The sequence below is a fragment of the Streptomyces xylophagus genome (assembly GCF_000716435.1).
In the GTDB taxonomy this organism is placed as follows: domain Bacteria; phylum Actinomycetota; class Actinomycetes; order Streptomycetales; family Streptomycetaceae; genus Streptomyces; species Streptomyces xylophagus.
Genome location: NZ_JNWO01000004.1, coordinates 1 through 17,621 on the forward strand (window position 1 = coordinate 1; position 17,621 = coordinate 17,621).

At 71.1% G+C, this 17,621-nt stretch carries 16 protein-coding genes; 7 read left to right on the plus strand and 9 right to left on the minus strand.

The window, feature by feature from the left end; all coding sequences use genetic code 11:
* The first annotated feature begins 34 nt into the window (after positions 1 to 34).
* Positions 35 to 679: a DUF6445 family protein gene (locus OO70_RS09470; RefSeq protein ID WP_063749704.1), complete on the plus strand. Its 645-nt coding sequence runs from the start codon at positions 35 to 37 to the stop codon at positions 677 to 679.
* Between the two features lie 39 nt (positions 680 to 718).
* On the opposite strand, the gene OO70_RS09475 is transcribed toward OO70_RS09470, so the two are convergent.
* Positions 719 to 1,207 (minus strand): hypothetical protein, encoded by a 489-nt coding sequence (locus OO70_RS09475; RefSeq protein WP_051741003.1) that lies wholly within the window; start codon positions 1,205 to 1,207, stop codon positions 719 to 721.
* A gap of 161 nt (positions 1,208 to 1,368) precedes the next feature.
* Here OO70_RS09475 and OO70_RS09480 point away from each other — a divergent pair, with 161 nt between their 5' ends.
* The 5 genes from OO70_RS09480 (at position 1,369) to OO70_RS09500 (ending at position 5,684) form a co-directional block, all read left to right on the plus strand.
* Entirely contained in the window at positions 1,369 to 2,640 is a 1,272-nt protein-coding gene (locus OO70_RS09480; protein WP_234336801.1) for a hypothetical protein, read from the plus strand.
* A 111-nt stretch (positions 2,641 to 2,751) separates the two neighbouring features.
* A complete protein-coding gene (locus OO70_RS09485; protein ID WP_043666997.1) occupies positions 2,752 to 3,285 on the plus strand; it encodes a DUF7144 family membrane protein in 534 nt (177 codons plus the stop codon).
* Positions 3,286 to 3,324: 39 nt separating this feature from the next.
* Positions 3,325 to 3,711: a VOC family protein gene (locus OO70_RS09490; RefSeq protein ID WP_043666998.1), complete on the plus strand. Its 387-nt coding sequence runs from the start codon at positions 3,325 to 3,327 to the stop codon at positions 3,709 to 3,711.
* A gap of 108 nt (positions 3,712 to 3,819) precedes the next feature.
* On the plus strand, positions 3,820 to 4,569 hold the full coding sequence (locus OO70_RS09495; protein ID WP_043666999.1) for a response regulator transcription factor: 750 nt from the start codon (positions 3,820 to 3,822) through the stop codon (positions 4,567 to 4,569).
* Positions 4,570 to 4,571: 2 nt separating this feature from the next.
* Entirely contained in the window at positions 4,572 to 5,684 is a 1,113-nt protein-coding gene (locus tag OO70_RS09500) for a sensor histidine kinase (protein WP_043667000.1), read from the plus strand.
* Between the two features lie 45 nt (positions 5,685 to 5,729).
* Here OO70_RS09500 and OO70_RS09505 read toward each other — a convergent pair whose 3' ends face one another.
* Positions 5,730 to 6,104: a DUF6479 family protein gene (locus OO70_RS09505; RefSeq protein ID WP_043667002.1), complete on the minus strand. Its 375-nt coding sequence runs from the start codon at positions 6,102 to 6,104 to the stop codon at positions 5,730 to 5,732.
* Positions 6,105 to 6,114: 10 nt separating this feature from the next.
* The gene (locus OO70_RS09510) at positions 6,115 to 7,647 is read right to left on the minus strand and encodes an FAD-dependent monooxygenase (protein WP_043667004.1); all 1,533 of its coding nucleotides are present in this window, start codon (positions 7,645 to 7,647) and stop codon (positions 6,115 to 6,117) included.
* 142 nt (positions 7,648 to 7,789) lie between these two features.
* Between OO70_RS09510 and OO70_RS09515 the strand changes: the two genes are divergently transcribed.
* A complete protein-coding gene (locus tag OO70_RS09515; RefSeq protein WP_043667005.1) occupies positions 7,790 to 8,434 on the plus strand; it encodes a TetR/AcrR family transcriptional regulator in 645 nt (214 codons plus the stop codon).
* Between the two features lie 73 nt (positions 8,435 to 8,507).
* On the opposite strand, the gene OO70_RS09520 is transcribed toward OO70_RS09515, so the two are convergent.
* From OO70_RS09520 to OO70_RS09545, 6 genes are all read right to left on the minus strand, one after another.
* Positions 8,508 to 9,389: a calcium-binding protein gene (locus OO70_RS09520; RefSeq protein WP_043667006.1), complete on the minus strand. Its 882-nt coding sequence runs from the start codon at positions 9,387 to 9,389 to the stop codon at positions 8,508 to 8,510.
* 189 nt (positions 9,390 to 9,578) lie between these two features.
* A complete protein-coding gene (locus tag OO70_RS09525; protein ID WP_043667008.1) occupies positions 9,579 to 10,679 on the minus strand; it encodes an acyltransferase family protein in 1,101 nt (366 codons plus the stop codon).
* A 90-nt stretch (positions 10,680 to 10,769) separates the two neighbouring features.
* Positions 10,770 to 11,594: a phosphate ABC transporter ATP-binding protein gene (locus OO70_RS09530; protein ID WP_043667009.1), complete on the minus strand. Its 825-nt coding sequence runs from the start codon at positions 11,592 to 11,594 to the stop codon at positions 10,770 to 10,772.
* A 16-nt stretch (positions 11,595 to 11,610) separates the two neighbouring features.
* Positions 11,611 to 12,537, minus strand: coding sequence for a sortase (locus tag OO70_RS09535; protein WP_051741005.1), 927 nt, complete (start codon positions 12,535 to 12,537; stop codon positions 11,611 to 11,613).
* Between the two features lie 113 nt (positions 12,538 to 12,650).
* Positions 12,651 to 14,645: an Ig-like domain repeat protein gene (locus OO70_RS09540; RefSeq protein WP_106971646.1), complete on the minus strand. Its 1,995-nt coding sequence runs from the start codon at positions 14,643 to 14,645 to the stop codon at positions 12,651 to 12,653.
* A 147-nt stretch (positions 14,646 to 14,792) separates the two neighbouring features.
* Positions 14,793 to 17,387 (minus strand): hypothetical protein, encoded by a 2,595-nt coding sequence (locus tag OO70_RS09545; protein WP_051741007.1) that lies wholly within the window; start codon positions 17,385 to 17,387, stop codon positions 14,793 to 14,795.
* Positions 17,388 to 17,621 lie beyond the last annotated feature (234 nt).

The following is a 17,621-nucleotide window of genomic DNA, read 5'->3' on the forward strand; positions in this document are numbered from 1 at the left end:
CCCCCAGCAGCGGGCCCGCCAGGCCCCCCTCCCCGTGCTCCCCTACCGCAAGCCCACCAAGGGCCGCGACTACTGGGTGCTGAACGACGTGCTGCCCGACGTGGACGCCGTACGGGAGCGGTGTCTCGCCAAGGACGACTGGGTGAAGGGGTATCCGTACACGTCGGAGACCTGGCCGGGGCTGCGCACCATGCCGGGGCTGGAGCCGTCCGAGTTGGGGCGGATCGAGCGGCTGGTCAAACAGGCCACCGGGGCCAAGGAGTTGTGGGTGCAGAAGGCGCCCGGGGGCGGGACCCTCAACCACAACTGCATCCAGGTCGTGGGGGAGGGCGAGAGCGAGCCCCGGCCGCACACCGACTCCCGCGCCCTGTGCCGGTACGCCGCCGTGCTGTACCTCAACCCCTCTGTGCCGAAGGACTGCGGGACCAGTTTCTACCGGCAGCATCTGCCCGGCGGACGGCTCGGCGGCAATGTCGTGCAGGCTCCGCACAACAACCTCGTGGACGCCCTCGGGACGCGGTTCGTCGCGCCCGACGCCTTTGAGGAAGACGTGCGCGTGCCGCACAAGTACAACAGCCTGCTGCTCTACCACGCCAACCTCGTGCACAGCGCGACCAGTTACCACGGCAGCACGCTGGAGGAGAAGCGGATGACCGCCGTCTTCTTCTGGATGGCCTGACTCCGACTCCCTTTGGTGGGAGGGGACTTGCGGGACGGGTCAGTACCGCAGTGCCGTTCCGACCGCCGCCCGCACGCCGCCCGACAGGTCGCGGTTGCTGCGGGCGGTCGCCGTGGCGGACTTGCCGGCCGGGACGTCGGAGACGGTGACGACCACCGTGTCGAGCAGATTGCCGCCGGTGTCCTTGAACTCGACCTGTACGGCGAAGGACTTGGCCGAGCCGGCGCTGTTGTCGACGGTCACCTCGACGGTGCTGCGCCCGCCCGAGTCGGTGGCCGGCGAGCCGAGCTTCACGGCCTCCTTGGCGTCGACGCCGTTCTTCACCTCGTCGAGCCTGCGGCCGGCCTCGGCGGTCGCCGACGCGATCGCACCCGTGGCCTGCGCGCCGATGGACGCGACGGCGGACGCGGCCTTGCTCGCGACGGAGGAGGGACTGCTGTCGCCGGAACAACCGGTCAGTCCGGTGAGACCCGTCAGTCCGAGGGCGACGACCGTAGCGAGCGTCGCACCACCCCTGTTCCAGGCCATGTCGCCTCCATGAGTCGAGTCGCCGCTTCTCCGGGCCGTCCCTCAAGTGAAGGTCCGATGCCGTGCGCCCGCATGCCGGCGTCACCCGAACGGCGCGGCCCTGCTCGCGGACCCGGGCCATCGGGGATGCGCTGACAGGCAGTGGCGCGGAGGAGGCAGGGGTGACGGAACTCGACCGACTGCGGGCGAGGGTGGCCGAGCTGGAGGCGGGGCGGTCGCGGCACCGGGTGCGTTCGCTGGTCGCCGTCCTTCTGGTCGTCATCGGGTGTGTGCTCGCTCCGCTGGGCGCGGTGGCCGCGTGGACGGCGGACACGGTGGGCGACACGGGCCGCTACGTGAAGACGGTGGCGCCCCTCGCCTCCGACCCGGACATCCAGAACGCCGTGGCGAACCGGGTGACCACGGCCGTGATGGACCACCTCGACCTCACCGCACTCCTCTCCGGCGTGGCTTCCGCTGAACGCCCGCTGCTGGAAAGGGCGTTGGGGGCGCTGGGCGGTTCGCTGGAGGACGCGGTCCGCGCGTTCGTCCACGACAAGGCGCAAGCCGTCGCCGCGTCCGGCGCCTTCGCCACGATCTGGAAGGAGGCGAACCGCCGTGTCCACAGCACTGTGGAAAAAGCCCTGACCGGCAGCGGCGGCGGTGCGGTACGCCTCGACGACGGCGCGGTGACGCTCGACGTGGGTCCGGTCGTGGACCAGGTGAAACAGCGGCTGGTCGACGACGGGATGACGGTCGCCGGGAAGATCCCCGAGATCCACACGTCGATCACCCTGCTCAGGAACGACGACCTCGCCAAGTACCGGAAGTACTTCCGCCTCCTCCAACTCGCGGGCACCTGGCTGCCGTTGGTGGCCGTGGCGCTGGTGGCGGGCGGCGTACTCCTGGCGGTCCGCCGACGCAGGGCACTGGTCACCGGCGCCCTGGGGGTGGCCACCGCGACGGCCGTCCTCGGCATCGCGCTACGGATCTTCCGCGCCCTGTACCTGGACGCCCTCCCGGCGGGAGTCTCACCGGCGGCGGCCGCCGCGGTGTACGACGCGCTGACCCGCTTCCTGCACACGACGGTACGGATGGTCGTGGCACTGGGAGTGGTGGTCGCGCTGGGCGCCTGGCTGACGGGTCCGGGGCGCCGGGCGGGTCTCGTACGGCGGCTGTGGACGTCCGGGATCGGGGCGGTGCGGGCGACGGCGGACGGGGCGGGGCTGCGTACGGGGCCGGTGGGGCCGTTCGTGCGGCGGTACCGGGCGTGGATCGGCTGGGTGCTGGTGGGCGCGGCCCTGCTGGCGTATCTGCTGTGGTCGCGTCCGACGGGGTGGGTGGTGGTGGGGCTGGCGCTCGCGTTGGTGTTCGCGCTGGCGGTGGTGGAGTTCCTGGCGACGGAGCCGGGGCCGGGGCCGGGGGCCGCGCAGGGTGTCACCCGGATGGCGTAACTCCCCTGGTGGAGGCAGTGCCACGGCCGGATGGTCGAAGCACCGAAGCACCAAAGCGCCAAAGCACCCACGGGTGAAGCACCACGGACCACAGAGAGGTGGGGCACGGCCATGACGCAGCAGCCGCACTCGACACAGCAGCCGCACTCGACGTCCACCGGCGGCGAGGAGAAGTCCTCGGCCTGGAACGACTCCGGCGGTCGGCCCGGCCAGGCGCCCGGCACGCGCGGCCACGGCGCGCCCCCGTCCGGCGGCGGTCTGGCGGTCGGCGGTGCCGTGTTCGCCGGTGTCCTGATGCTGATGAACGGCGTCATCGCCATCCTCCAGGGCATCTCCGCACTCGCGAAGGACGACGTGTACACCCGCGTCGGCGACTACGTGTACAGCATCAACCTCACCGGCTGGGGCGTGATCCTCCTCTGCGTCGGCGCCGTCGGCGCGGTCACCGGCTGGGGCATCCTCCGGGGCATGAGCTGGGCCCGCGTCTGCGGCATCGTCCTCGCGAGCCTCAGCGCGATCCTCCAGTTCATGTTCCTCCCGTACGCCCCCATCTGGTCGGTCATCATGATCGCGGTCGACGTGTTCGTGATCTGGGCCCTGGCGGTGTACGACCCGGCGGCTTCGATGTCCGGGGCGAGGCGGTAGAGAAGGACAACGGTCGCCGTCGGTGTGCATGATGCCCCGATGGCCCGACTCCGCGACATCGTCATCGACTGCGCCCGTCCCGCCGCCACGGCCCGCTTCTGGGCGGCGGCGCTGGACGGGTACGCCGTAGCCCCTTACGACGAGGCCGAGTTGGCCCGTCTGCGCGCGCTGGGCGTCGCGGGCCCGGACGACGACCCGACGGTACTGGTCGAACCGTCCGGGGGCGGCCCGCGCGTCTGGTGCCAACTCGTACCGGAGTCCAAGTCCGGCAAGAACCGGCTCCACCTGGACCTGCTCGCGGAGGATCCGGAGGAGGAGACAGGGCGCCTGGTGGGACTGGGCGCGAGCGTCCTCGCCCGCCATGAGGACCACCACGTGCTGGCCGACCCCGAGGGCAACGAGTTCTGTCTGTTCCCGGCGCGATAGTCCGCAGGGGGTTCGGCTGAAGCCTCCGGATCTTACGGAACGCGGACGTTCCGCGCTCTGAGCCGGTGCGGGGCGGTATCGGTGGCCTGGTGGTGCGAGGCTGGCCGTATGCAGCAGTCGTACGAGAAGGTCGGGGAGGTCGACGGGGCCGTCGGCGCCCGGGTGCTGGTCGTGGATGACGATCCGACCGTCGCCGAAGTGGTCTCCGGGTATCTCGACCGTGCCGGGTATGTCGTGGAGCGGGCCGGGGACGGGCCGGAGGCGCTCGCGCGGGCCGATGCGCACTGGCCCGACCTGGTGGTGCTCGATCTGATGCTGCCGGGGATGGACGGGCTTGAGGTCTGCCGGCGGATGCGGGGGCGTGGGCCCGTGCCGGTGATCATGCTGACCGCCCGCGGCGACGAGGACGACCGGATTCTGGGGCTGGAGGTCGGCGCCGACGACTACGTCACCAAGCCCTTCAGCCCGCGCGAGCTGGTGCTGCGGGTGGAGTCGGTGCTACGGCGGTCCCGGTCGCCGGTGGGGTCCCCGACCCCGCTCGGGGCCGGCGGGCTGGCCGTCGATCCCGGTGCCCGGCGCGCCACCAAGGACGGTGTCGAACTCGCCCTCACCCACCGGGAGTTCGACCTCCTCACCTTCTTCCTCCGGCATCCGGGGCGGGTCTACGCGCGGGAGGACCTGATGCGGGAGGTGTGGGGGTGGGACTTCGGTGATCTGTCGACCGTCACCGTGCATGTGCGGCGGCTGCGCGGCAAGGTCGAGGACGATCCGGGGCGGCCCCGGCTCATCCAGACGGTGTGGGGGGTGGGATATCGCTTCGAGCCGACCCCGGCCGCCGGACCCTCGGCGGAGGGCTGATCATGCGCGACATGCTGCTCATCGCCCTGTTCGCCTTTCTCGGGGCCGCCGCGACCGGGGTGCTCGGTGTGGGCGCGCTGTGGTTGCTGCGCCGGCGTTCGCTCACCACGTCCGTGTCCGTGGTCGCCGCCGTCGCCGTGACCGCGATGCTCGCCGGGACACTGGCCGTGGCGCAGGCGATGTTCCTGTCCCGGCACGACCTGTCCGTGGTCACGACCGTGGTCGCGATGGCCGCCGTGGTCTCCCTGGCCACGGCCCTGCTGCTCGGCCGCTGGGTCGTCGCCCGGAGTCGTGAACTCGCCCGCGCCGCCCGCGACTTCGGCGACGACGGCGACTTCTCCGCCCCGCAGGGCGCCGCCACCGCCGAACTGGCCGACCTCAGCCGCGAGTTGGCCGCCACCAGCGCCAAGCTCGCCGAATCCCGGGACCGCGAACGGGCGTTGGAGTCGTCGCGACGTGAACTCGTCGCCTGGATCTCCCACGATCTGCGCACCCCGCTGGCCGGTCTCCGCGCGATGTCCGAGGCCCTGGAGGACGGCGTCGCCGCCGACCCCGACCGCTACCTCCGCCAGATCCGCACCGAGGTCGAACGCCTCAACGACATGGTCGGCGACCTCTTCGAACTCTCCCGCATCCACGCCGGCGCCCTCGCCCTCACCCGCTCCCGGATGTCCCTCTACGACCTGATCGGCGACGCCCTCGCCGGAGCGGACCCGCTCGCGCGCGAGCACGGCGTACGGCTGGTCGGCGAGCTGATCGAACCGGTGCCGGTCGAGGTGGACGGCAAGGAGATGAGCCGGGTGCTGGGGAATCTGCTGGTCAACGCGATCCGGCGGACACCTGCCGACGGCACGGTCGCCGTCGCCGCCGAACGGACCACCGAAGGCGTCGTCCTGTCGGTGACGGACGGCTGTGGCGGTATCCCGGAGGAGGATCTGCCGCGCGTCTTCGACACCGGGTGGCGCGGCACACACGCACGGACCCCGCCGGCCGGGGCCGGGCTGGGGCTCGCGATCGTGCGCGGCATCGTGGAGGCGCATCAGGGGCGGGCCGCCGTACGGAACGTGTCCGGTGGCTGCCGCTTCGAGGTGACGCTGCCCGCGGCGGAGGCCTGAGCCACCTCCGCGGAACCCCTAAACCCCGAGAAACCGCAGGTCAGATCACACGTGGCCGATGCCGCCCCCGCCGAAGGAACCGCTCCTTCCCGGCAGCCAGCGGTGTCGGCTCTGGTCCTTGCCCGTTCGGCTCCCGGAGTGGTGGAGCTGGTACGGCATCAGCCGCTCCTTCTCCTCCGAGGCGACGGGCATCTCGTCGGGCTCCCGCATCTCGCGCATCTCGTGGACCGCGCCGGTGGCGGGGAGGTGGGGCTGCTCCTCGGGGAGCGGCCGTGGAAGTTCCTGGTCCCGGACCTTCATACCGAAATGTATGGCCCAGACCAGCGCGCCTGCGATCACCAGGCCACCGAGGAAGGCGGCGGCCACGTCGAGATTGTTGTGCGACGACGCGGCCAGTAGTTCATACGCTGCCGTGCTCATACTCCGAGTATCACTCTTTCGGCGCAGATGTGGCGATGCGCGCCAAATAAGCGGCTATCTCGGCGGGGTCGGTGGTGAGCAGTGCGATGTGGTTGTCGGGGCGTACCAGGACGAGTGCCGGGTCCGTTACGCCGTACGCCCGCCGGGCATGTCCCTCGTGGTCGCGCAGGTCACCGGCGTCCACCGCGAACGCCTGCACCAGACCGTCGTACTCGGCCGCCAACTTGCCCACCGCGCCCGCGACTTCGGTGCCGAAGCCGAGCAGGGTGAAGCGCGGGTCGGCGTACAGCTGGAAGAGCCGGACCGGGCGGCCGGAGGCGTCCAGGCAGGGGGCGTCGGGGGCGCGGTCGCCGGGGCGCAGGACGTCGGGGTCTCCGGTGGTGGCGGAGGCGGAAGGGGTGGCCAGGGAACTCCAGCGGTATCCCGTGCCCATCGGGGGCGGGGCGGCGGCCTCGACGCCGGTGCCGGGTTCCTTGACCGCTTCCTGCACTCGGGCGTACAGCTCCGTGCTGATGCCCAGGGTCCAGGCGGCCACCGGGAGGCGCTCCTCCTCGTAGGTGTCCAGGAGTCCGGGGGCTGCCTGCCCGGCGGTCGCGAGGGCGAGCTTCCAGCCCAGGTTGTAGGCGTCCTGGATGCCGGTGTTCATGCCGAGTCCGCCCGCGATCGGATGGATGTGGGCGGCGTCCCCGGCCAGGAAGACCCGGCCGACGCGCATCCGGTCGACCATGCGGACGTTGACCCGCCAGAGGGAGAGCCAGGTGGGGTCGGTCAGCGTGATGCCGGGTACGCGCGCGTGCCGGTCGAAGATCCGCTGGAAGCTCTCCAGCGTCGGCGGCAACGGGTCGCCGTTCGCGTCGAGTTCGGGGCCGGCCTGGAACTGGAAGGAGTTCGTGCCGGGTATGGGGCACAGCATCACGCCCCCGTCCGACGTGAACCACTGGTGCCAGACGTCCCGGCTGATCCCCTCGGCCGCCACGTCACCGACGACCATCGACTGCGCCTCGTTGGTCGTGCCGTCGAAGCGCACCCCCATCGCCTTGCGCACCCGGCTGCGCCCGCCGTCGCAGCCGACGAGATAGCCGGCCCTGACATGCTCCCCGTCGGTGAGGAAGGCGGTGACACCGTCCGCGTCCTGCTCGAACCCGATGACCTCCGTGCCCTGTTCGACGCCGACCCCGAAGTCTGCGAGCCGCTCGCGCAGGAGTTCCTCCACCTGCCACTGCCCTATGAGGACCCCGCCCGCGTACGGCGCGTCCGGTGTCGGCCGGGCGTCCTCGAAGCGGTCGGTGTCGTTCACGTGCACGCCGTCGAAGTACTTGCGGTACCGCAGCCGCGTCCTCCCGGTGGCGAGGGCGCGCTCGGTGACACCGAGGTCCTCCAGGACCTCCAGGGTGCGCGGCTGCAGGCCCTTGCCCCGGGATTCCCGGTGCGGGACCGGGGCAGCGTCCACGATCCGCACCCCCGCACCGCGCCGGGCCAGCTCGATGGCGAGCGTGAGGCCGGTCGGCCCCGCGCCCACGATCAGGACGTCGTCGTCGCTCATGGCGGTCCCCTCGTCGTCGTTGCGTCCAGTCGCATCGAACTGCTTCCAGGGAACACCGAACGAAGAGAAAATGCAACCAGGTCTCAGAAGATTCTCGGTCTCATCAGAGTCCGAGTCTCACCTGCCTGGTAAAGTGATCGGCATGGACGAACCCGCCGGTCTGCGCGAGCGCAAGAAGGAACGCACGCGGAACCTCATCGCGCAGGAGGCCCTGCGTCTGTTCCGCGAGAAGGGCTTCGACGAGGTGTCCGTCGTCGAGGTCGCGGCGGCGGCCGAGGTCTCCAAGGCCACGCTGTTCCGGTACTTCCCGACCAAGGAGGACCTGGTCCTGCACCGCTTCGCCGACCACCTCGGCGAAGCTGCCCGCGTCGTGGGCGAGCGCCCGCCCGGCCAGACCCCCGCGGCCGCCCTGCGCGCCCACTTCCTGGCCCGCCTCGCCGCCCGCGACCCGATCACCGGCCTGAACGACCATCCCGACGTGCTCGGTTTCATGGACCTGCTGTACGGCACGCCGAGCCTGCAGACCGGCCTGGTCCAGCGCTACCGAAGCCAGGAGATCGACGCGCTCGCCGCCGCCCTCCCCGACTCCGGGGACTCCACCCCGTTCACCCGCCGCCTGGCCGCGACCCACCTGATCGCCGCACAGCAGGAACTCGCCCTGGAGAACTGGCGGACGATGGCCTCCGGCCGCACCGCCGACGAGGCGTACGCCGACGCCGTCACGGTCGCGGAGCAGGCGTACGCGCAACTCATGACGGGACTGGACACGGCGTTCTCGGCCATATGAGCGCCCATGTGAGAGCGCATGTGAGAGCCCGTTGCCGGGAGGGTGCGGTACCTCCCGGCAGGCTCGGCCCGCGTCAGTTCTGGTGGACGACGTTCCGGCCCGGGCCGCCGGACAGGACGTCCGTGCCCGTGCCGCCCCACAGCGTGTCGTTGCCGGAGTTGCCGTAGATGGTGTCGGCGCCGGCGTTGCCGTAGAGGACGTCGTTGCCCGTCCCGCCGTAGATGAAGTCGTTGCCGGCGCCGCCGCTGATCCGGTCGTTGCCGGCGCCGCCGGTCAGGCTCTGGTTCCCCGCGCCGGCGGTGATGACGTCGTTGCCTGCGCCGCCGTCGGCCGCGTCGCCCACGGTGGTGATGGTGTCGTTGCCGTTGCCGCCCTGGGCGATGGTCCCGGTGCCGGCGTGGAGGGTGTCGTTGCCGTTGTCGCCCCAGCCGATCGAGTACTTGCCGAGGGTGAGGGTGTCGTTGCCGGTGCCGCCCGAGACGTAGTTGCCGTCGACGCTGCCGTCGTCGGTGGACTTGTCGTTGCCGGCGCCCAGGTCGATCGAGGCGAAGTAGTACGTCTGGTCGGTCTTGTTGTGGTAAGTCAGGGTGTCGTTGCCGTCGCCGAGCTTCACCTCCAGGGTGGGGTACGGGTCCTGGCTGTCGAAGGTGGTGACCGTGCAGGTGACCTTGGTGTGGTCCGAGGCGGTCGGGTACGCGCAGCCGGCGCCCGGCTTGATCGTGACGACGTCGTCGATGACGTAGGTGATGGTCGAGAGGTTGGTCGTCGACGCGGTCACGACCGCCTTGTTGGTCTGGCCGGCGGCGGCCGTGTACAGCACCTCGTTGTCGCCGTTGCCGAGCGCGGCGGTGGCAGGGGCGGTGGCGGCGCCCGCGGTCCCGGCGAGGAACAGCGGTGCGGCCAGACCGGCGCCGAGGGCAAGGGTGACGAGGCGACCGAGAGGACGAGAGGACATCGCACAACCTCCGTGGAACGTAAGGGGAGTTGGCGGAAACCGAGGAGTTCGGGTTCCGGCACAGCGTCTGACCCTCCCCTCGGAGGCTTGGTTGTGCGTCCTCGCGCACGGGTGTCGTATCACCGTGAACTGTCAGCCGTGATTCAACGCGAATTCACGAAACGGCCCGCCGATCCACCACAACCATCGCTAGGGACGGGCGAGTTCGGCGGCGTCGCGGCGGAACGCCCAGCGCATCTCCGGTTCCATCGCGCACCGGAACGCCCGCCGGACCGGCGGTGTGCACAGGGCGGTCACGACGGCGGCGGCGACCACCGTCACCGTGATCTCGCCGAGGGGACCCCGCACCCACGAAGGGTCGTACCAGCCCCAGGACTTGGCGCCCTGCGCGACGAACCCGTGCAGGAGATAGCCGTAGAGCGTGCCCGCGCCCAGTGCGGTGAACCAGGTGCGGCGGCGCGGCACCCAGGCGAGGAAGCAGGCGACCAGGAGGGTCGAGCAGGCGAACAGGGCCAGCGTCATGACCGGTCCTTCCCAGTAGGGCACGCCGAGTTGCCGCGCGCTCGCGTTGTGGAAGAGCCAGGCGTAGTCGAAGCGCGGGACCGACCAGTAGGCCGCCGCGAGCGCGCACACGAACACCGGGACCGCCAACTGCCGTACCTCCGGCCGCCGTACGAGCTGGAAGTGCTCCGGCTTCAGGGAGAGACCGAGCACGAAGTACGGCAGGAACTGCAACACGCGTTGCAGGTCGAGGTCGTCGCCGATGGAGGGGGAGAGCGTCGCCAGCATCGCGATCGCCAGGGCGAGGGGCAGCGGGTGACGGACGTGGTTCCAGATCGGAGTCGTGAGGCGCCAGACGAACAGGGCCGCCAGGAACCACGTCAGGTACAGCGGGTCCAACAGGCTGATCGCGCGGTCGGGTTGGTGGTCGGTCCAGCGCGTGAACAGCGTGTACGCCGTCTCGAAGACGACGTACGGCACGACGATTCCCGTCAGCAGGCGCCTGATCTGCGGCGGGCTCGCGCGGAAACTCCGGGAGAAATAGCCGGAGATGACGATGAACGCCGGCATGTGCACGGCGTAGACGAGCGTGTACAGCGCGGTGACGCTGCGGCTGTCGGAGCGCAGCGGTTCCCAGGCGTGGCCGATCGCCACGAGGACGATCGCCAGGTACTTGGCGTTGTCGAAGAAGGGGTCGCGTTGCTTCCCGGGGACGGGCGCGGCAGCCGGGACGGCGGCCGGGGACAGCCGTACGGGGGTGTCGGCGGAGGCGGTGGGAGAAGCACGCATCCCGCTCGCCTCACCGCTTCCCGACGATCCAAACCCCTCGTTCATGTGACGTGTGTGACACGTGTGGCGCGTGCGTGACGTGTGTGACGCTCAGCCGAAGCGGCCCGCCACGTAGTCCGCCGTCCGCTGGTCCTTCGGGGAGCCGAAGACGTCGTCGGTGGCGCCGGCCTCCACGATCCCGCCGGGGGTGCCCTGTTCGGCGAGGAAGAAGGCGCACTGCTGGGAGACGCGGGCGGCCTGCTGCATGTTGTGGGTGACGATGACCACAGTGACCTGTCCGGCCAGCTCGTGGATCGTCTCCTCGACCCGGCGGGTGGAGGTGGGGTCGAGCGCCGAGCAGGGCTCGTCCATGAGCAGGACCCGGGGGCGTACGGCGAGCGCGCGGGCGATGCACAGCCGCTGCTGCTGGCCGCCGGACAGGGCGCCGCCGGGCTGCCGCAGCCGGTCGCGGACCTCCTTCCACAGGCCCGCGCGGGACAGGGACTCCTCGACCAGCTCGTCCTTCTCGCGCCGGCCCACCCGCGTGCCCGTCAGGCGCAGACCGGCCACCACGTTGTCGTAGATCGACATCGCGGGGAACGGGTTCGGCTTCTGGAAGACCATGCCGATACGGCGGCGGGCGTCCGTCAGCCGCCACGAGGCGTCGTAGATGTCCTCGCCCTCGAAGAGCACCTCGCCGCCGAAGGCCGCCGACGGGATCAGCTCGTGCATGCGGTTGAGGGTGCGCAGGAACGTCGACTTGCCGCAGCCGGACGGGCCGATGAGCGCGCTGACCTGGCCCGCGGGCATGGTCAGCGACACCTGGCCGAGCACCTGGTGGGTGCCGAACCAGGCCGAGACGGCGCGGGCCTCGAGCGTGGCGGGGGCGGTGGTCGCGGTGGTGACGGGCAGGACGGCGGTGTCGGTCTCGGTCATGTCGGGATCCCTCGGTTCACAGCAGGTTCGGCAGCAGTTCGGTGGTGCGCGTGGCGACCTGGAGGCCCAGGACCGCGACGAGCGGGGCGAAGACGATCCACGTCTGGTGACGGCCCCAGCGGTGCCAGGCCCATACGGCGGCTACGGCGGCCAGCAGCAGCGCCTGCAGCCACATCACCAGGGGCCACGGCACGCCGTCGGGACGGGCGAGGGGTTCCTCGGAGGCGGGCAGGGTGCCGGAGCGGATCACCGCGGCCGGGGTCGTGAAGGCGGTCGAGATCAGGTCGGCGTCGACGCGGAGGACGCCGGAGGGCATGTAGTGCGGGCCGGTGGCGGTGACCAGGACCAGGCGGCCCTTGCCCGAGGCGAGGGCGGCGGGTGCCGGGTCGCCGGCCCGGCGGACGTCGGCTACTTGGTAGGTCGCCTTGCCCTGGCCGGTGGTCACGGAGAACGTGACGCCGGCGCGCAGGTCGGCCAGCCGCCCGAACGGGCCGCCGTAGGCCGCCGCGCGGCCCATCAGCACGCTGGTGCCGGACTGGCCGGGCAGCGGGGTGTCACGGCGGTGGCCGGGGCCGTCGGTCAGGACGGTGGAGTCGGTGCCCTCCAGGACGACCTGGCTCAGACCCAGGGACGGGATACGGATCAGGGCGACCGGGGTGCCGGGCGCGAGGAGCCTGCCCTGCTGGTCGGTCTGGGACACCGGGGCGGTGCCCAGGGCGAGTTGACCCCGCAGCGCGTCGAACGAGGCGTGCTGCGCGGAGTGTTCCTGCGCGCCGCTGAACACCAGCAGCTGCGCGGTGATGCCGAGCAGGAGGGCGGCGAGGCTGAGCAGGCCGCCGCGGGCGAGGTGGCGGACGGCGGTGACGCTCCGCGCGCTCTGGACGCTCCGGACGAGCGTGCGCGGCACGGTCGGAGCGGGCCTGACGGGGGTGGCGACGGTCACGGCGGCCCGCCTCCTTTGCTGTCGTCGTCTGCTGTCGTCGTCGTAGGGGCCGCCGGGGAGACGGTGAGGTCTCCCCGGCCGCACGGTCGGTCAAGCGGTCAACTGCGGTTGGATCAGGTGGACTTGATGACGAAGTTGGCGCTGCTGCGCGCGTTCACCGTCGCCGAGCCGGCGTAGGAGGCGTGCAGGGTGTGCTTGCCCTTGGCGAGCTTCGGCAGGGTGATCGTGACCTTGCCGGCGCTCAGGGTGCCGGTGGCGAGGAGCTTGGTGCCCTCGTAGATCCGCACGGTGCCGGCCGGCGTGGTGCCGGTCGCGGTGACCTTGACGGTGACCTTCGCGCGGGCCGTGTGGGCGATCGAGGCGGGCGCGGTCTTGGTGACCGCCGGGGTCGCCTTGGTGATCTTCAGGGAGACGGTCGCGGAGGAGGCGTTGAGCTTGCTCGCCCCGGCGTAGGAGACGGTCAGGCTGTGCGTGGCGACCTTGAGGTGGTTCGACACGTTGACGGTGACCTTGCCGGAGCTGTTCAGCGTGCCGGTGCCGACGACCGTCGCGCCGTCCTTGACGGTGACCTTGCCGCTGGGGACGACACCGTGCGAGCCGGTGACGGTGACCGCGACCTTCGGGGTCGTGCCGTACGCGGTGGTGGCGGTGGTCGCCTTGGTGGTGCTCGCGTACTTGACCGCGCCGGTCCACGTGGCCGCCGTACCGGTGCCGTTGACGTTGTTGGCGGTGACCGTGGCGGTGTAGGTGCCGGTCGCGAGACCGGTGAAGGAGTACGACGTGGTGGAGGCCGGGACGTCCTTGCTGGCGACGACGCCGCCGTCCGCACCGAAAAGCGTGACCCGGTAGTCGGTGACCGGCATGGCCGGGACGAGGACGTTCGGGGTCCAGCCGATCTTGAGGCTCGCGTCGCCGACCGTGGACTTCAGGGCGGGCGCGTTCGGCACCGAGTGGTCGAAGGAGCTGGACTCCTCCAGGCCACCGAGCTTGGCGTGCTTGGCGACGGAGACGGAGCCGTTGTAGGACTCGTTGACGAAACCGAACTTGGCGATGACGGACTCGGCGGCGTCCGACGCCAGCTGCGCGGTGTGGCTGCCGCTGGTGACGAAGACGTCGTACAGGTCCTTGTCGTAGAAGATGCTGGTCGGGTCGATCGCCCGGCTCGGCACGACGTTGTAGACGTCGCGGCCGAAGGTGGCGTTCTCGTAGTAGGCGTTGACCGGGGCCAGCTTGCCGTTCACCGTGGTGACCGGGCTGGTGGCACCGTCGTCGCCGGGCAGCTGCACGGAGGCCAGGTGACCGCCGGCGGCCGCCGCCGTCTTGCTGTAGTCGGGGGAGACGCCGTTGTTCTGGGCGATCCAGGAACCGACGGAGAACGGGACGAGCGCGCCGTCCTCGGTGAGGGCCGCGTTGGCCTGGTTCTCCTGGACGACGCCGATGCTCACGGGGACGTCGTTGTCGGCCACGCCGATCGCGTTCAGGAAGAACTTGCGGGTGCCGGAGTTCTGCTGCGGGATCTTCGGGTGCACGGTCTGGCCGTTCACCACGGTCAGGCGGCCGATGTAGATGTCGTGCAGCTGCTGCACGGTCAGGGTGTCCAGGCCCGAGCCCTTGACCGCGACGCCGACCGCGTCACGCGCCATCGGGATGTAGGTGAGCGAGGTGCCGGAGCTGGACGGACCGCCGGAGGAACGGGCGAAGTCGACCTGGCCCTTGACCGAGGCACCGGACGAGTCCAGGTCGCCGGTGAGCGACTCGCTCAGGGCGGTCCGGCCGGAGCCGGAGCCGTTCGGGCGCAGGAAGGTCGTGCCGCCGGAGCGGGTGGTGATCTTCGTGCCGGTGGCGCCGGTGCCCGGCTCGATCGCGTCGTAGGACGCGATGCCCGCGCCGTTCGCCGACTTCACGCCGGTGGCGGAGTAGCTGGTGCCGTTGACGGTGTCACCGGCCAGGGCGTTGGTGACGTCCTGGGTGGTGTCCGAGCCGACGCCGACGAGCTGGCGGAAGGTCCCGGCGGGAGTGGGGTCGGCGGACGCCGGGCTCGCCAGAGCCAGCGTGCCGGACACCACGGCGGCGGCGACCATGGCCGCCGAGAGGCGCATTCTGCGCATTGCGGTTCTCCAGAAGGTGTGCGAGGTGACGTGCCATCGGATGGATCAGGTGAATCTGAGATGGTGGTGCGAGCCGCCCGCCCCGACTGCCTTTCGGGGCGGACGGCGGTCTATGGGGAGTTCTCAACTCCGGTAGGGGTAGTGCTTTTAGGGGCGCGGGGAACTGCGCGACCAGCCACGACGGGCCCGCAGCCGACGAACAACCGTCTGTGCCGAGGCGAGAGACAACCGCCCCCCGCCGGCGAACGGCGCACCAACACCGGCGAAAGCACCAAGCGCCGCACCAACCGGCACCGCATAGCGCAGCGGACTCGCAGGGTCAGCAGGCGTGGTGCCGGCCGCCGTAGTCGCAACGGCCTGACCTCCGTCGTACGACGCCGACGCGCTGGGCGAGACACTGGCACCGGCGCCCGCGCCACCGGCACCCGTACCGGCACCGCCCGCCGTGCCACCGGTCCCCCCGGCGGAGCCACCCGCGCCGCTGCCCGAGGTGGAGGTACCGCCGCCGTCGGCCGAGCCCCCGCCCGTGGACGTCGGACCGGTGTAGGCGACGAGCGCGTCGGCGGCCTTGCCGGCCTGGGCGCGCAGCTTCTTGGAGAGCGGGGCGTATCCGTACGGCAGCCTGCCCGGATCGGCCCCCTGGGTCTGGCCGGCGCCGGAGGCGTACCGCAGCAGCGCCGCGTAGTCCTGGCGCGCGGCCTTGCTCACCTTGCCGGGCCGCACCGCCGCGTACACCAGCTCGGTCAGCGGATACGCGCCCTTCGCCGTGGCGTTCGCCGGGGTGACCTCGGGGACGCCCGAGCCGGTGGCGGTCGCGGCCGCCGCGGTCAGCGCGGCCGTGGTCGGGGCGACGTACTTGCCCGCGCTGTTCTGCAACTGGGCGGTCTGCAGGCCGTAGCGGGCGGCGGAGGCCGCGTCCGTGACCGTGATGACGAAGCGCGAACCGACGATCTGCGGGCCGGAGTTCTTGTACGCCGGCGGAGTGGCCAGCGGGTCCCAGGTGGACTTCCACAGGGTGTCCGCGCGGCGGGCGTGCAGGGCGCCGGCGTGCATGTCCTCCACATAGGGGTGGAAGTCGATCATGCACTGCTTGTTCGTCGCGGGCGCGCCCGAGCCCGGCGGGATCGTGCACCACGGGTCGCTCTTCGGGTAGTCGTCGGTGCTCGACGGGTCGAAGGCGGTGCCGGTCGGGTTCAGGTCCGCGTTGGTGCTGTAGTACGGGTTGACCCGCATGCCGTCGTCGTCGGGGACACCGGAGAGGAACTGCCGGGAGTCCCTGTCGGCGAGGATCCACTGCCAGATCGCACGGGCGGTGTCGGAGTGGCCCAGCGAGGTCAGCAGATCGGTGTCGGTGGCCGGGGTCTCGGCGACCGACAGATAGGCGAACTCCGGGTTCAGCGCGATGAATTCGGGGTCGGTGGCGAGCCCGGAGGGGTTCTTCCGCGCCCAGCCGTACCCCTTGACCGCCGTGCCGCTGATGACCGAACCCCAGGTGGAGCTGCGGTACGACTCGGTGAGCAGCTTGGCGACCAAGCGGGCGTTCAGCTTGATGGACTCGATCTTGGTGCCGTCGAGTTTCTCCTCGGACGCCGGTGCTCCGGACGAGGATCTGCGTTCGATCGTGAACCCGATGACGGCTCCGGAGAGGGCGACCGGCGCGTACGTCGTCGTACCCGGTGGCGCTGTCGTGCCCGTGTCTGCCCCGAGCCTGCGGGTGGTGAACGCGAGGCCCGTCGAACCGTCCGCGATCAGCCGGGACCGGGTGTCCGGTTCGCCGAACTCGGTGTAGCTGTACACCTTGCCGGCCGCACAGAGCTTCGCCTGCCAGCTGGTCATCGCGTCCGCCACCAACTCGCTGCCGGTGGTGGGGCGTTCGTCGGCGCCCAGGGGGCAGTTGGTGCCCACGCTGTTGAAGTCCAGCTTGACCGCGATCCGGTTCTGCCAGTTGGTGGAGGAGACCGGGGAGCCGGCGTTGACCTGGCTCTGGTCCGCGTACGGCTTTCCGTCCAGGTCCAGATGACCCTGCGGGACGATCACCAGCCAGCAGGAGCGGGGTTTGGTGACGCCGGCGGTGGTGACGGGTACGCCGCAGCCGAGGTGGGGGGCCTCGTTGGCCGTCTGGACCTCGAAGAACTCCTTGCCGGTGCCGTCGGCGCCGGTGCGGGCGAAGTCGACCTCGTTGGTGGTGTTGCGGCTGAAGAACTTGTTGTTCTGGGTGCCGGTGGTGATCGTCGTGCCGTCCACCGACTTGAAGGGGACCTCGCCGGGGGCGTTCGGGTTGGCGGCGCCGTAGCGGTTGTCCTGGCCGTAGTTGGTGGGGTCTGCGCTGTAGAAGATCTGCCGGGTGTCGTCCTGGCCGTTGCCCGGCCAGCTGCTGCGGTCGGTGGTCGGGGAGGCGCCGTACTGGCACTGGGTGCGGGACGGGCCGGGGTTGGCGGGGACGGTGCCGTCGTCGTCGCCCCAGCACTGCATGATCTGTACGAAGTCGGTGTTGAACTGCGTGCCGGCGAACGTGGTGGGGGTGCCGCCTGTCCAACTCACGCTGATGGCCTGGCTGGTGAGGTGGGTCGTCTGGTCGACGGTGAACTTCATGTCCTTGAACTCGCCTCGGCCGGAGACGGTGACGCTCGCGTTGGCCGGGGCGGCTGTGGCGGGCGGGGCGGACTGTCCTACGGCGAGGCCGGCCAGGGCGCCGATGGCTCCGCCGGCGATCAGGCGGACCAGCAGCCTCGGCTTCGCCATCGCCTTCCGATTTCCCACCCGCACCGCCCGTGATGCTTTCGTCGTCGGGTGCGGGTGGCCCCTGTGGGGCGGAATCGCCGTCGGCGGGTGCGGGTGCTTCGTGGTTTCCGCGCGCGCTCTCCGTGTCGGCTTCGCCGCCACTGCGTGCGCTGGGCGTGGCGGGTTCGTCGTCGGGTGCGGGTGGGCCTTGTGGGGCGGATTCGCCGTCTGCGGGTGCGGGTGGGCCCCGTGGGG